At 70.2% G+C, this 13907-nt stretch carries 17 protein-coding genes and 1 pseudogene; 9 read left to right on the forward strand and 9 right to left on the reverse strand.

The features are described 5' to 3' along the window. The 3 genes and pseudogenes from ACFVJX_RS32345 to ACFVJX_RS32355 form a co-directional block, all read right to left on the reverse strand. Positions 1–83 (reverse strand): annotated as a pseudogene (locus tag ACFVJX_RS32345) (electron transfer flavoprotein subunit beta); the annotation flags it as partial. 201 nt (positions 84–284) lie between these two features. Further along, positions 285–791, reverse strand: a complete 507-nt coding sequence (locus ACFVJX_RS32350) for a flavin reductase family protein (protein WP_384132428.1) — start codon at positions 789–791, stop codon at positions 285–287. 198 nt (positions 792–989) lie between these two features. Beyond that, positions 990–1316: a TlpA family protein disulfide reductase gene (locus ACFVJX_RS32355; protein ID WP_384132425.1), complete on the reverse strand. Its 327-nt coding sequence runs from the start codon at positions 1314–1316 to the stop codon at positions 990–992. Between the two features lie 219 nt (positions 1317–1535). Here ACFVJX_RS32355 and ACFVJX_RS32360 point away from each other — a divergent pair, with 219 nt between their 5' ends. Continuing rightward, complete coding sequence (locus tag ACFVJX_RS32360; RefSeq protein ID WP_384132422.1) at positions 1536–2258, forward strand: lysophospholipid acyltransferase family protein; 723 nt, start codon at positions 1536–1538, stop codon at positions 2256–2258. A 54-nt stretch (positions 2259–2312) separates the two neighbouring features. Here the strand turns inward: ACFVJX_RS32360 and ACFVJX_RS32365 are convergent, their stop codons facing one another. The 4 genes from ACFVJX_RS32365 to ACFVJX_RS32380 all read right to left on the reverse strand — a co-directional run bounded on the left by ACFVJX_RS32365 (position 2313) and on the right by ACFVJX_RS32380 (position 6248). After that, on the reverse strand, positions 2313–2912 hold the full coding sequence (locus ACFVJX_RS32365; RefSeq protein ID WP_384132420.1) for a transglutaminase family protein: 600 nt from the start codon (positions 2910–2912) through the stop codon (positions 2313–2315). 83 nt (positions 2913–2995) lie between these two features. Further along, the gene (locus tag ACFVJX_RS32370; RefSeq protein ID WP_384132417.1) at positions 2996–4075 is read right to left on the reverse strand and encodes a threonine aldolase family protein; all 1080 of its coding nucleotides are present in this window, start codon (positions 4073–4075) and stop codon (positions 2996–2998) included. Further along, positions 4054–4821 (reverse strand): SDR family NAD(P)-dependent oxidoreductase, encoded by a 768-nt coding sequence (locus tag ACFVJX_RS32375; protein ID WP_384132414.1) that lies wholly within the window; start codon positions 4819–4821, stop codon positions 4054–4056. The genes ACFVJX_RS32370 and ACFVJX_RS32375 overlap by 22 nt, the downstream gene beginning before the upstream one ends. A 29-nt stretch (positions 4822–4850) precedes the next feature. Continuing rightward, complete coding sequence (locus ACFVJX_RS32380; RefSeq protein ID WP_384132411.1) at positions 4851–6248, reverse strand: DUF6421 family protein; 1398 nt, start codon at positions 6246–6248, stop codon at positions 4851–4853. Between the two features lie 392 nt (positions 6249–6640). Between ACFVJX_RS32380 and ACFVJX_RS32385 the strand changes: the two genes are divergently transcribed. After that, entirely contained in the window at positions 6641–7324 is a 684-nt protein-coding gene (locus ACFVJX_RS32385) for a glycerophosphodiester phosphodiesterase (protein WP_384132408.1), read from the forward strand. A gap of 7 nt (positions 7325–7331) precedes the next feature. Here the strand turns inward: ACFVJX_RS32385 and ACFVJX_RS32390 are convergent, their stop codons facing one another. Beyond that, on the reverse strand, positions 7332–7889 hold the full coding sequence (locus tag ACFVJX_RS32390; protein ID WP_384132405.1) for a GNAT family N-acetyltransferase: 558 nt from the start codon (positions 7887–7889) through the stop codon (positions 7332–7334). A 108-nt stretch (positions 7890–7997) separates the two neighbouring features. Here ACFVJX_RS32390 and ACFVJX_RS32395 point away from each other — a divergent pair, with 108 nt between their 5' ends. The 7 genes from ACFVJX_RS32395 to ACFVJX_RS32425 all read left to right on the forward strand — a co-directional run bounded on the left by ACFVJX_RS32395 (position 7998) and on the right by ACFVJX_RS32425 (position 12236). Further along, on the forward strand, positions 7998–8384 hold the full coding sequence (locus ACFVJX_RS32395; protein ID WP_384132402.1) for a VOC family protein: 387 nt from the start codon (positions 7998–8000) through the stop codon (positions 8382–8384). A 141-nt stretch (positions 8385–8525) separates the two neighbouring features. Further along, positions 8526–9116, forward strand: a complete 591-nt coding sequence (locus ACFVJX_RS32400) for a DUF5134 domain-containing protein (RefSeq protein WP_384132399.1) — start codon at positions 8526–8528, stop codon at positions 9114–9116. 86 nt (positions 9117–9202) lie between these two features. Then, positions 9203–10138 (forward strand): M56 family metallopeptidase, encoded by a 936-nt coding sequence (locus ACFVJX_RS32405; protein ID WP_384132396.1) that lies wholly within the window; start codon positions 9203–9205, stop codon positions 10136–10138. Positions 10139–10215: 77 nt separating this feature from the next. Beyond that, the gene (locus ACFVJX_RS32410) at positions 10216–10908 is read left to right on the forward strand and encodes a phosphatase PAP2 family protein (protein WP_384132394.1); all 693 of its coding nucleotides are present in this window, start codon (positions 10216–10218) and stop codon (positions 10906–10908) included. Positions 10909–10955: 47 nt separating this feature from the next. Beyond that, the gene (locus ACFVJX_RS32415; RefSeq protein ID WP_384132391.1) at positions 10956–11657 is read left to right on the forward strand and encodes an HAD family hydrolase; all 702 of its coding nucleotides are present in this window, start codon (positions 10956–10958) and stop codon (positions 11655–11657) included. Positions 11658–11727: 70 nt separating this feature from the next. Then, positions 11728–11907 (forward strand): hypothetical protein, encoded by a 180-nt coding sequence (locus ACFVJX_RS32420; protein ID WP_384132389.1) that lies wholly within the window; start codon positions 11728–11730, stop codon positions 11905–11907. A 104-nt stretch (positions 11908–12011) separates the two neighbouring features. Then, the gene (locus tag ACFVJX_RS32425; protein WP_384132386.1) at positions 12012–12236 is read left to right on the forward strand and encodes a hypothetical protein; all 225 of its coding nucleotides are present in this window, start codon (positions 12012–12014) and stop codon (positions 12234–12236) included. A 100-nt stretch (positions 12237–12336) separates the two neighbouring features. Here the strand turns inward: ACFVJX_RS32425 and ACFVJX_RS32430 are convergent, their stop codons facing one another. Next, a complete protein-coding gene (locus ACFVJX_RS32430; protein ID WP_384132384.1) occupies positions 12337–13827 on the reverse strand; it encodes an LVIVD repeat-containing protein in 1491 nt (496 codons plus the stop codon). Between the last annotated feature and the right edge of the window lie 80 nt (positions 13828–13907).

A 13907-nucleotide genomic window follows, 5' to 3' on the forward strand; every position in this document is an offset into this window, starting at 1 on the left:
TCCAGCGTCAGGTCATCGGCGAAATGCCGGTCACCGGTCGCGTCGGGCACGTACTTCACACAGACAACGATCCTCAAGCTCACGCCGGCTCTCCTACTGCATCGTCATTTCCGGGCTGCCTTGTTGCACGCAGCATAGGCGCCTGATGGGGCGATTTCCGGTCGGAGCGACCGACGCTCCGACCGTAATATTACTCGCCAGTACACCTATTGCGTGCCCCATAAGCAAGCGCTCTGAACTGTGATCTGTCCAACGCCCGGCGCCCAGATGCCACCCAGGAGTTCTCAGTCTCGCAGAGCCGTGAACCGACCCTGGTGGTAGACCAGCGGACGCCCGGACCCGGCCGGGTCCCCGACCACTGCCTGGGCGATCACGATCCGGTGGTCCCCCGCCGGGATCCGGGCCACGATCCGGCAGACCAGCCAGGCCAGCACGCCGTCCAGCACCGGAACGCCTTCCGGGCCGCTGCGCCAGTAGGTGGACGGGCCGAACCGGTCGGCGCCGCTGCGCGCGAAGGTGGCGGCCAGCTCCTGCTGGTGCTCGCCGAGTATGTGGACGCCGATGTGCTCGGCCTCCGCGACGACCGGCCAGCTGGAGGACGAGGTGCCCACGCCGAAGGAGATGAGCGGGGGCTCGGCGGCCACGGAGTTGAGGGAGGTGGCGGTGAAGCCGACCGGCCGGTCACCGGCCGCGGTGATCACGGCGACGCCGGCGGCGTGCTGCCGGAACACGGAGCGGAGGAGGTCCGGGGATGCCGTCAGGGCGTTGCCGAGCTCGGGTGATGCCGTCATGGAGATGTCGTCCTTCTGCGCGTCGGGTCTACGGGGCCGTGGATGCTCAGGCATCCGGACAGCGCGCGCTCGCGTAGCGGGCGAGGTCGACGTGGACCCGGCCGTAGAGAAGGAGTACTGGCGGCATAGCGTCAGACTGACGATGCGTGGCGGGTGCAGTCAAGACCGTCCCACAAGGTGGGAGAACATCACAGTCCGTCATATCGCCTGCCCAAGTGCGGCCACGACGTCGGCCGTACGCGGCTGCCCGACGGCCCTCCGGACGATCCGGCCGGCGGCGTCGAGCACCAGGACGGTGGGCGTCCGGCTGATGTCGAGCGCGCGCACAAGAGTGAGATGCGCCTCGGCGTCGATCTCCACATGAGCGACCCCGTCGACCATTCCCGCCACCTCGACGAGGGTGCGCCGGGTGGCCCGGCACGGCTGACAGAAGGCGCTGGAGAACTGGACCAGGGTGGCGCGCTCCCCCAGTTCCGCGCCGAGTTGGGCGGTGTCCAGCCTGTCCACCCGCGCCTGCCCGTCCACTGTCGGCCTCCTTCTCAGAGCTCTACGCAAAGGGTCAGCGCCCACGGCCGCCGGGACATTCCCGGCCCTCCCACGTGACGAGAATCTCGCGCCCCGCGCCCGCCGAGACTGGCCACCGCGTCGCGCATGGGGCACGATCGGCCCAATGCCGAAAACCTACGGCTGCGTAACTTCCGCCGGGAGAACCCTCCCCAGGCGCTGAAGAAGGGTCTTCCCCAGATGGCAGAACTCGTCTATCGGCCGGTCATCGGCGCCGCTCGCACGTTTTTCAAGGCGCTCGACCTGAAGATCGACACCCAGGGTTCGGAGCACATCCCGAAGACCGGTGGCGCGGTTCTGGTGAGCAACCACATCAGCTATCTGGACTTCATCTTCACCGGGCTCGTGTCGCTGCCGCAGAAGCGGCTCGTCCGTTTCATGGCGAAGGAATCGGTGTTCCGGCACAAGGTCTCCGGACCACTGATGCGGGGCATGAAGCACATCCCCGTGGACCGCAAGCAGGGTGAGGACGCGTACGCGCACGCCCTCGCCTCGCTGCGCTCCGGTGAGATCGTCGGAGTGTTCCCCGAGGCGACCATCTCGGAGTCCTTCACGCTGAAGAACTTCAAGTCGGGTGCCGCGCGGCTGGCCCAGGAGGCCGGGGTGCCGCTGATCCCGATGGCGCTGTGGGGAACCCAGCGGCTGTGGACCAAGGGCCGCCCCCGTAACTTCAGGCGCAGCCACACCCCGGTGACGATCCGCGTCGGCGAGCCCGTGGAGGCGCCCACCGACCAGTACGCGGGTGCGATCACCCGGCGGCTGCGGGAGCGGGTGCAGGAGCTGCTCGAAGCCGCCCAGCGCGCCTATCCGGTGCGTCCGAAAGATGCGAGCGACACCTGGTGGGTGCCCGCGCATCTGGGCGGTACGGCTCCGACACCCGCCGAGGTCCGCGAGCGGAGCTGACCACGACCGTTGCGCCGTCCCGGCTGAAACGTCACTCCGGTGCGGGGTCCGCGGTCAGAGCGCCGTGGGCAGCGTGTGCCGGAGCTGTTCACGGTCGGCAGCGGTCCGCAGGGCGCGCAGCACCTCCGGGTGCGGTGCCGCATGGACCACCGGGTAGTCCGTTTCGTCGAACTCCGGCCGGATGGGCCAGGCCAGCCGTTCCTCGTCCAGCGAGAAGCGTGCATCGACGCCGGGCCGGTTGCCGCGCGGGTCCTGACGGTCCCAGCGGTCCCGGCCCGGAAGCCGCAGCGCGATCAGCCCGTGCACGGGCCCCGGTTCCCCGTCGTCCTTCGCGAGCCTCTGGTAGCAGAGGCCCGCGGGGATGCCCTCCGTGCGCAGCAGGGCCACCAGGGCGTGGGATTTGGCGTGGCAGATTCCGTTGCGGGTCGCCAGGACGTCCGAGGCGCGCCAGGTGACCCGCGGGTCACCCGAATCGGCGGAGTGCGTGATGTCGTCGCGGACGAAGTCGAAGGCGGCTGCCGCGTATGTGTATGCGTCGCCGGTTGTGGAACGCAGGCGCGCGGCCGTCTCCCGAACCAGCGGGTGCCCATGGTCGATGGCCTCATCGGCGGCGAGATAGGCGGGCATGTCGGGGATCTGCTGAATCAGCTCCATGGCCGCCGAGCGTAAATATGCGGTCGCCCGGAAGTCAATGGATTTCCGGGCGACCGCATATTCATACGCAAGCGAGCAAGGCGTTAGGCGGCCATCTCTTCCTTCAGCGCGAGGACGAACATGTCCACGTCGTCCTCCGTGGTGTCGAAGGCGCACATCCAGCGCACGTCTCCGGCCGTCTCGTCCCAGAAGTAGAACCGGAAGCGCTTCTGCAGCCGCTCGCTCACCGCGTGCGGCAGCCGCGCGAAGACGGCGTTGGCCTGCACGGGGTAGAGGATCTCCACACCGCCCACCGCGCGGACCCCGTCCGCGAGCCGCTGGGCCATGGCGTTGGCGTGCCGGGCGTTGCGCAGCCAGAGGTCGCCGGCGAGCAGCGCCTCGAGCTGTACGGAGACGAATCGCATCTTGGAGGCGAGCTGCATCGACAGCTTGCGCAGATGTTTCATCGCCCGGACGGCCTCCGGGTCCAGGACGACGACGGCCTCGCCGAAGATCGCCCCGTTCTTGGTCCCTCCGAAGGAGAGCACGTCGACGCCGACGGTGTTGGTGAATGTGCGCATCGGCACGTCCAGGGAGGCCGCGGCGTTGGCTATCCGGGCCCCGTCGAGGTGGACCTTCATGCCGTGCCCGTGGGCGTGCTCGCAGATGGCGCGGATCTCGCCGGGGGTGTAGACGGTGCCGAGCTCGGTGTTCTGGGTGATCGAGACGACCTGCGGCATGGCCCGGTGCTCGTCGTCCCAGCCGTACGCCTGCCGGTCGATGAGCTCGGGTGTGAGCTTGCCGTCCTCGGTGGGCACCGTGAGCAGCTTGAGGCCGCCCACCCGCTCCGGGGCCCCGCCCTCGTCCACGTTGATGTGGGCGGATTCCGCGCAGATGACCGCACCCCAGCGGTCGGTCATCGCCTGGAGCGAGACCACGTTGGCGCCGGTTCCGTTGAAGACCGGGAAGGCCTCGGCGGTGGGGCCGAAGTGGCTGTGCATCACACGCTGGAGCTGCCCGGTGTACTCGTCCTCCCCGTAGGCGATCTGGTGACCGCCGTTGGCGAGGGCGAGGGCGGCGAGGATCTCCGGATGGGTTCCCGCGTAGTTGTCACTGGCGAAGCCGCGTACCTGCGGGTCGTGATGGCGACGCGCGTCGGTCCTTACGGTTGCGGGGTCAGCCACAGGCGCTTTCCGTTCACTTCGGGGGCAGGCCGGTCCCAGACGCCGGCGATGGCATCGGCCAGCTCCTTGACGTCGGTGAAGCCCGCGAACTTCGCATTCGGGCGCTCGGCGCGCATCGCGTCGTGCACCAGTGCCTTCACGACCAGGATCGCAGCCGCGCTGTCCGGTCCGCCCTCGCCCCCCGCCTTGCGGAAGTCGTCCGCGAGCGCGAGGGTCCAGGCCTCTGCCGCGGCCTTCGAGGCGGCGTAGGCGGCGTTGCCCGCGGTGGGCTTGCTCGCGCCGGCCGCGCTGATCAGCAGGTAGCGGCCGCGGTCGCTGCGCTGCAGACCGGCCTGGAAGGCCAGCGAGGTGCTCTGGACCGTGCGGATCAGCAGCTTCTCCAGCAGCGTCCAGTCGGCGAGGTCCGTGTCGGCGAAACCGGAGCTTCCGCGCCAGCCGCCCACGAGGTGGACCAGTCCGTCGATCCGGCCGAACTCCTTCTCCGTCCGGTCGGCCCACTCGCGGGCCGCGCCGAGGTCGAGGAGGTCCACGGTGTCGCCGGTGACGGTGGCGCCGCCATGGGCGTAGCGGGCCGCGTCCACGGCCTCGGCGAGCCGGGTGGCGTTGGCGTCCGAGGCGACGACGACCGCGCCCGCTTCCGCGAGCCGGAGCAGCGTGGCCCGGCCTGCCGGGCCGGCCGCCCCCGCCACGGCGACCACCGCGCCTTCGAGCGCACCGCTCCCGCTGCCCTTGCCGTTTCCGTTCATGGCCACCGCCTCCTCAGTACTCCGTGCGCTCACGCGGCCGCCTGCCCGGCTTCCGCGGCGGTGATCCCCTTGGTGGAGGCGATCACGTTCTTCAGTTTCTTGGAGAGCGCCTCATAGAACATGCTCAGGGGAAACTCGTCCGGAAGCACGTCGTCGACGAGTTTGCGGGGCGGCTGGGAGAGGTCGAGGGCGTCGGGGCCCTTGGCCCAGCGGGACCCGGGGTGCGGCGAGAGATACGTGGCGACCAGGTCGTACGCGGCGAACCAGTGGACGAGCTTGGGCCGGTCGATGCCGTCGCGGTAGAGCTGCTCGATCTCGCCGCAGAGCTGGTTGGTGATCCGCGGGGCGAGCTCCCAGTCGATCTTCAGGGTGTTGTCGGTCCAGCGCACGACGTCGTGCTTGTGGAGGTAGGCGAAGAGCAGCTGGCCGCCGAGACCGTCGTAGTTGCGGACGCGCTCGCCGGTGACCGGGAAGCGGAACATCCGGTCGAAGAGCACGGCGTACTGGACGTCTCGGCCCTGGCCGAATCCGTCGGCCTCCAGCTTCACGGCCTCCCGGAACGCGGTGAGGTCGCAGCGCAGCTCTTCCAGGCCGTACATCCAGAACGGCTGGCGCTGCTTGATCATGAACGGGTCGAAGGGCAGGTCACCATGGCTGTGGGTACGGTCGTGGACCATGTCCCAGAGCACGAAGGCCTGCTCGCAGCGCCGCTGGTCGCCGACCATCTCGCGGATGTCGTCCGGCAGCTCGACGCCGAGGAGCTCGACGGACGCCTCGGTGACGCGGCGGAAGCGGGCGGCCTCGCGGTCGCAGAAGATGCCGCCCCAGCTGAAGCGCTCGGGGGCCTCCCGGACGGCGATGGTCTCCGGGAAGAGCACCGCGGAGTTGGTGTCGTATCCGGAGGTGAAGTCCTCGAAGGTGATGCCGCAGAACATCGGGTTGTCGTAGCGGGTCGCCTCCAGGTCGGCGAGCCACTCGGGCCACACCATCCGGAGCACGACCGCTTCGAGATTGCGGTCGGGGTTGCCGTTCTGCGTGTACATCGCGAAGACGACCAGGTGCTGGAGCCCGTCGGCGCGGCTCTTGGCGGGCTGGAAGGCGAGCAGCGAGTCGAGGAAGTCCGGAACGCCGAAGCCGTCGGCCGCCCAGCGGCGCAGATCCGTGACGAGGGCCCGGTGGTAGGCGGCGTCGTGCGGGAGCAGCGGGGAGAGCCGCTCGACCGCGGCGGCGACGCGCTCCAGCGTCCCGGTGGCGGTCGCGGGCGTGGGCGCGCCCTCGGCCTCGAAGTCGATGGATCCGTCCTTCGACTGCCAGGGGCGGATCTCCTCCACGGCATTCTTGAGCGCGGGCCAGGCCGGGTGCTCGATCACCCGCTGGGCGGCAGCTATGCCGTCGGCAGTGACGTCGTGCACAAGAATTTCCGTCATAACACTTCCTCCACGGGAGAACCTCGCGTCAAGCAACCGTATCCGTGTGCGGTTCCCCGAGACAAGTGGAGACCTGGAAATTATCCTGCGCAACCCCATGGTCACCGCGATTTTTCCTGTCACTCAGCGTCGCAGCGGTGTCTTCATTGCGTGTATCGCCGTCAGTGGTAACGCGGGCGGGCCTGGGCCCCGCCTCCTTCGCGCGCCTGCCCGGCAGAGCCGCGCGGGGCACGGACGTACCTCCGCCTTGCGATGCACCGCATCCGACGCCGCGCGCTGATCCACCAGGGATCACGGGACAGCCCTTAGGCTGCCGGATTGCGGTCATGCCGTAGGGCCGTGTGGGTAGGAGCAGTACGCGGGTAGACGCCGTCGACGGAAGCGAGAGTGCCTTGTCTTTTCTCACCATCGGTCATCGCGGGGTGATGGGTGTCGAACCGGAGAACACCCTGCGTTCGTTCGTCCACGCCGAGCAGGCCGGGATGGACCTCATCGAACTGGACCTTCACCTGAGCAAGGACGGCGCCCTCGCCGTCATGCACGACGCCGACGTGGACCGTACGACCGACGGCAAGGGCGCGATCGCGGACAAGACCCTCGCCGAGCTGCGTGAGCTCGACGCCGGCCGGGGCGAGCGGATCCCGGTCTTCGAGGAGGTCCTCGACGCCGTGGGATCCGCGATGCAGGCGGAGATCAAGGACGTGGCCGCCGCCCGCACACTGGCCGAGGTGATGCGGCGGCGCGATCTCGTCGAGCGGGTCGAGGTGATCTCGTTCCACGACGAGGCCATCGCCGAGATCGCGCAGCTGGTGCCGGGGGTGCGCACGGCACTGGTGGCCAGCCGCTGGGGCGACGACGTGGTGGACCGGGCCAAGGCCGTGGGCGCGACCCGGCTGGTTCTGAACATCCGGCGCATCACCCTGGAGCTGGTCGAGAAGGCCCACGCCGAGGGTCTGACGGTCGTCGGCTGGGTCGTCAACACCCAGGACCACCTGCGGCTCGCCCGCGGGCTCGGGCTCGACGGCGCGACGACCGACTACCCGGAGATCCGCCGCGCGGGCCGCTTCACCGCGTGATCCGTGCTCAGCCCATCGGCAGGTCCTTGACCAACAGCTCGAAGGCGAGATCGGCGCGCTGCGGGATACCGAACCGCTCATCGCCGTACGGAAACGGGCTCAGCTCCCCCGTGCGGCGGTAGCCGCGGCGCTCGTACCAGGCGATCAGCTCGTCCCGGACCGAGATCACGGTCATGTGCATCTCACGCACGCCCCAGCCCTCCCGGACGGTGCGCTCGGCCTCGGCGATGATCACCTTGCCGAGTCCGCCGCCCTGGAGCGAGGGGCGTACCGCGAACATCCCGAAGTAGGCGGCCGCACCCCGGTGCTGGAGCTGGCAGCAGGCGACCGGCTCGCCGTCCCGCTCCACCACGAGCAACCGGCTGTCGGGGTCCTCCACCACCTCGCGGACCCCCTGCGGGTCGGTCCGCTGCCCCTGCAGGATGTCCGCCTCGGTGGTCCATCCGGCGCGGCTGGCGTCGCCGCGGTACGCGGACTGGATCAGCTCCACGAGCGCGGGCACATCCGCGTCGGTCGCGTCCCGGTAGGTCAGCTCTCCCGAGTCCCGGGGCGGGGCGGTGTCCATGAGGGGCTCTCCGATTCTCTGCTGTGACCGTGCCGCAGCAGCCTAACCCCATGCCGGGAACGACCTGAGAGCCCAGGAACAGTCCAGTAACCCCTTAGGCTCCGGAGCATGGTTCATGTGCTGAGCAGCCGGATCCTGTTGCGCCCCACGGATCCCGAACGGTCACGTGCGTTCTACGGGGAGTCCCTCGCCCTTCCCGTCTACCGGGAGTTCGGCACCGGCCCCGAGCGGGGGACGGTCTACTTCCTGGGCGGCGGCTTCCTCGAGCTCTCCGGGCGCGGTGACGCGCCGCCGGCCCCCGGGCTGATGCTGTGGCTCCAGGTGGCCGACGTGCGGGCGGCGTACGAGGAGGTGTCGGCCCGCGGGGTGGAGGTGCTGCGGGAACCGCAACGGGAGCCCTGGGGACTGGACGAGATGTGGATCTCCGATCCCGACGGGGTGCGCATCGCCGTCGTCGAGGTGCCCGGGGACCATCCGCTGCGCTTCCGGCCCTGACGTCCGGGGCGCCCGCACCAGGCGCAGCGCAATACACCACCGCCGCGCGCTCCCCCAGTACCCCAGTGCGCCGCGTACGAGCGAGCGGCCCCGGGCATCGACTAGGCGACGGCGATGTCGTTCGCCCGGGGGAGGTCTGCTGTGCATGGACCGGCGATGTCCGGCTGGCTGCTGATGGCGTTGTGCGCGCTGACCGGCGCGTACTGCCTGCTGCGCACCCGCAGCGGGACCGGGGAGGAACGCAGGGCGGCCCGGGCCGAGGCCCTGATGGGTTTCGGCATGGCCGCGATGGCGGTTCCCGCCGCCGTCGTCACCCCGCCCGCCTGGGGATGGGCGGTGTACGCGGCGCTGTTCGGAGTCGCGGCGCTGCGAGCCCTGTGGTTCTCGCGACGCAGCGGTCACCATCTGCATCATCTGGTCGGCTCGTCGGCGATGGTCTACATGGCCGTCGTGATGGCGCGGCCGGGCGGAGCGGGGCACGGTGCTCACGCCTCGCACGCCATGGCCGCGGCGGGGGGCGTACCCCTGCTGACGGGGCTGCTCCTCGCCTACTACGCCGTCTACGTACTGCGCTCGGGTGCCCGGCTGATCCCGGTGGCCTCGACGGCCGCCGGGGGCGTGGCCCTGGCGGGCGGGTCCCCTCCGGGGGGCTGGACCACCCGGCCGGAGCTGGCACTGGCCTGCCGCCTGACCATGGGGATATCCATGTTCGCGATGCTGCTCACCCTCTGAGACAGCGAGCACCGAACACCGTGTCCTGCGTCACTTGGCGAGCGCAGCCATACCCGTGCGTGCCGCGCCACTCATAGGCTGGCTCCATGTTGGTCTCCCTGGCGCTGCTGCTGCTCGGTGCGGTGGCCGCCGTCGTGACCCCGCGGCTGATGGCGCGGGCCGAATGGCCCGAGCGCGAGCCCGTCGTGGCCCTGTGGGTGTGGCAGTGCGCGGTGGCAGGCGTGCTGCTTTCCTTCGCCCTGTCCATGACGTTCAGCGCGGCTGCGGCCTGGCAGGCGGTCCGCGGCCATGTGTTCGCGCCCGCGCCGCGCCCGGTGGTCGAGGCGTACGCCCTTGTGGCGTACGGGCCGTGGTCGGCCGTGATGGCCGTGCTGCTGGCTCTCGGTGGTGTGTGGACGGCCGCGATGCTGACGCGGGAGATCCACCGGGCGCAGCTGCGGCGCCGGCGACGCCGCGCCGAACTCCTCGTGCGTTCCCCGCTGCTGCCGGGCGAGGAGCCCGGCAGTGAACGGCTGGTGGTGCTGGAGGGGGAGCGCCCCGACGCCTGGTGGCTGCCGGGCACGGCGCCCCAACTGGTCATCACCACCGCGGCGCTGGGACGACTGAAGGGCCGTCAGCTGGACGCGGTGCTCGCGCACGAACAGGGTCACGCGAAGGCACGCCACGACTGGTTGCTGAACTGCTCCGCCGCTCTGGCGTCCGGGTTCCCGCAGGTGCCGGTGTTCGCGGCGTTCCGCGGCGAGATGCACCGGCTGGTCGAACTGGCCGCCGACGACGTGGCGTCACGGCGCTTCGGCCGGCTGACGACCGCCCTTGCACTGGTCGAACTCAACGAGGACCGGGGCGTGTTCGGCCCGTGCCCGACTCCGGACGCACAGGTGCCGCTCCGGGTCGACCGGCTGCTGGCGCCCGCCGGACGGCTCACCGCGGGCCGCCGGCTGCGGCTGACGGCGGCGGCCGCGCTCGTACCGGCGGTTCCGCTGCTGGTCGCTCTCGTACCGGCTCTCAGCGCCCTGGGCTGACCGGCCGGGCCGGACACACCGCACGGAAGCGGTGCGGGAGATGGCCCGCCGCGCCTCCCGTCGGCGAGGATCCCTCCATGCACCGCTCCCCGACCCGTCCCCGCCCGGACCACGTCCGGAACCCCCGGCAGGCTTTGTGGACCGGAAGCGTGTGTGCGGCCCTCGCGCTGGCGCTGCTGGTCCTGGTCGCCGCACGGTGGTCACCGCTGATGCGTCTGGACCGCACGGTCTCCGAGGCACTGCACCGGCGGGCGGTGGCGGAGCCCGGCCTCGTCCGCGTCAACCGGGTGCTCACGGACTGGCTGTGGGACCCGTGGACGATGCGTGCCCTGATCGCCGTGGCCGTGGTGATCCTCTGGTGGCGCGGAGCCGGGCTGCTCGCCGGATGGCTGGCGGCGACGGCTCTCCTGGCCGGCCTGCTCCAGCAGGGGATCAAAGCCGCCGTCGGCAGGGAGCGCCCCCGGTGGCCGGACCCGGTGGACTCCGCCCACTACGCCGCGTTCCCCTCCGGGCACGCGATGACGGCCGTGGTGAGCTGCGGAATGCTCCTGTGGCTGCTGCGCCGGTACGGCGCCGGACCCCGGGTGTGGCGGGCCGCCCTGGCGGTGGCGTGCGTCTCGGTGCTCGGAGTCGGTGTCACCCGGCTCTACCTCGGAGTCCACTGGCCGTCCGACGTACTGGGCGGATGGCTGCTCGGGGCGGCGCTGACGGCCTTCGCGATGGCCGGATTCGATCGGCACGAGTCGCGCGAACCTTCGCACGGCGACTGAACAGGCGTCCTTGCCGCATCGCCGGTGCATCGGCGAGGATCGGGCCCATGCCGATCAAGGGTGTTCTCTTCGACTTCTCCGGGACGCTGTTCCGGATCGAATCGGTCCGGTCCTGGCTCGCCGCCGCCCTCGCCGAGCGCGGAGTGAGCGTGGACGACGCCGACTTCGACCGGTACGCGCAGGAACTGGAGGCCGCCGGCGCGCTGCCGGGCGGGCCCGGTCCGCAGCGCGTACCGGAACACCTGACCCGGGCGTGGGCCTCCCGCGACGAGAGCGCGCGGATGCACCGGGCCGCGTACACCGGGCTGGCCCGTCAGGTCGCCCTGCCGGACCCCGGACTGTACGACGCCCTGTACGACCGGCACCGGACCCCGGCCGCGTGGTGCCCCTATCCGGACGCGGCCGAGGTGCTGGGTGCGCTGGCGGACAGCGGTGTGCCGATCGGCGTGGTGAGCAACATCGGATGGGATCTGCGGCCGGTGTTCCGGGCGCACGGCCTGGACGCCCGTATCGACACGTACGTGCTCTCCTACGAGCACGGCATCCAGAAGCCGGACGCACAGCTCTTCCACATCGCCTGCACACTTCTCGGACAGGATCCGACGGATGTGGTCATGGTCGGGGACGACCGGCACGCGGACGCCGGCGCCGCCGCACTGGGCTGCGAGGTACGGTTCGTGGACCACGCACCAGTGACGGAGCGGCTGTCGGCACTGCGGGATCTCGCACTGGTGCCGAAGGTTGCCTGAAAGACATGTGAGAGATGTCCCTTGCGCCCAATGGGTCGGATAGTCACATCATGGCCTTAGCCTTGTAGGCATGCCCCCGACTCCGTGCCCGTCCGGTTCCGTGCGTTCCGCCTCAGTGGTGAATGAAGACATTCGCGAACTGTGGCAGCGCTCGGGCGGATGCCTGTCGCCCGAGGACGAGGAGCAGTACCAGCGGTTGCTGGTCGAGTGGGCAGCGGCCACGGGCGGCAGCGCCAGGCCCGCTGCCTGAGCGGCGTCCGGCGGGACTGCCGCTCCCCCGTCTCCGTGATCTGTTCCGGAGCCGGGTTTGCGGTTCACTGTGCGGCGGTCTTCGGCGCGTCGCACCCTGGAGGCATGACTTCTCCGCCGATCGTGATCTTCCGTCCGTCCCCCTCGGGCGGGCGCCGCGTCACCGTGCAGCGCGAGGGGCGGGTCCAGATTCTCGGCCTCGCCCACTCCGACCACGACGTGATCGTGTTCCTGGAGGGTGCGGGGCTCGACGACCCCGAGCGGATTCTGGACAGCCCCGAGTGGGTCGAGTGGCGGGGCGGTCGGGCGCACCGGTACGAGGCGGCCTGAAACGCCCGCGTTCCGCCCCCTGTGCCGCCCGCTCCGGTGGTCGTCCCCGCGGGCCGGGAGGCCGCAGGGCGGTTCGCCCTGCGGCCGTACAGCCGTCGGCTCAGCGGGCGAAGTAGTCCGGCTGCGTCTGGACGTTGAGTTCGTCCGTCCGCACCCGCTTCGCCGGATCGGTGCGCCGGTCGTCGATCCTCAGGACGTCGAAGCCCTTGGCTATGTCGTTGGAGTAGATGTAGCCGTTGTAGTAGTACGCCGACCACGGGCCGGCCGTGGTGACCTCGTCCGTGCTGACGGGACCGCGTTCGAAGTAGCCGATCTCCTTCGGCTTCGAGGAGTTGGTGAAGTCCCACACGGAGACGCCGCCCTGGTACCAGGCCTGGACCATGATGTCGCGGCCCTTGACCGGGATGATCGAACCGTTGTGGGCGACGCAGACCTCGGTGTCGGCCTGCGGGCGGTCGATCTTGAAGTAGCTGCGGAAGACCAGCTTGCGGTGGTCACCCCTGCCCACGATGTCGTAGATGCCGTCGGCGCCGCGCTTCGGGCCGATCTCCTCGTTGCAGGTGGCCGCGCCGCCGCCGCCGAGCTCATCGGTGAAAACGACCTTGTCCGCGCGCTGGTTGAACGTCGCCGAGTGCCAGAACGCGAAGTTCACGTTGTCCTGCACCCGGTCGATGATCTTCGGGTTCTCCGGGTCCTTGATGGAGAACAGCAGACCGTCGCCCATGCAGGCGCCCGCCGCCAGGTCCTTGGACGGCAGGACGGTGATGTCGTGGCAGCCGGTGGTCTCGGAGACGCCGGGGTTGGTGGACCCGCCCGGGTTCCCGCCGTCCGGGAAGAGCACCGGGAAGTTCACGATGCGGGACTTCTCGGGTGCCTTGCGGGGCACCTTGATGATCGAGATCCCGTCGTGCGGCGGCTGGCAGTCCGGGAACGTCGCGCTCGGCGAGTACGAGGAGACGTACACGTAGACGTTGTTGCGCTCGGGGACGATGGTGTGGGTGTGCGATCCGCAGGCGGTCTCGACGGCGGCGACGTACCGGGGGTTGCGCTTGTCGCTGATGTCGAAGACCTTCATGCCCTCCCAGGAGGACTTCTCCGTGGCGGGCTGCGTCGTGCTCGCGCACGAGTTGTCACTGCGTGAGGAGTCGGTGGACAGGAACAGCAGGTTCCCGGACACGGAGATGTCGTTCTGAGATCCGGGGCACAGGACCTGCGCGACCGTCTTCGGCGACTTCGGATTGCTGATGTCGAAGATCCGGAAGCCGTCGTAGTTTCCCGCGAAGGCGTACTTCCCCTGGAAGGCCAGGTCCGTGTTGAGTCCCTGGAGCGCGTCCTTGGGGACGTTGGTGACGTGGGTGATGTTGCCGCTGTGGACGATCTCGTCCACGCCGGGCACCTCACCGCTCTTGATCGCGGCGGTGGCCGCCGCCTCCGTGCGTGCGGAGACTTCGGTTCCGGTCGCGGCCGCGTCACCCGGGTCGGGTGTCGCGGACGCGGGTCCGGCCATCAGCAGGGTGGCGAAGAGCCCGGCGGCGGCTGCCGCCACGCCCAGGCGTCTGCGCCGCACCGGGGTGGTGTGCAACGAGGTCACTGCGTCCTCCCATGGATCCGTATGTGGTTGACCGATTCACGGACCCCGGCAGTATCGTCCTCGCCATGGACATCTCAACA

The sequence above is a fragment of the Streptomyces sp. NPDC127177 genome, assembly GCF_042672475.1.
Taxonomy (GTDB): Bacteria; Actinomycetota; Actinomycetes; order Streptomycetales; family Streptomycetaceae; genus Streptomyces.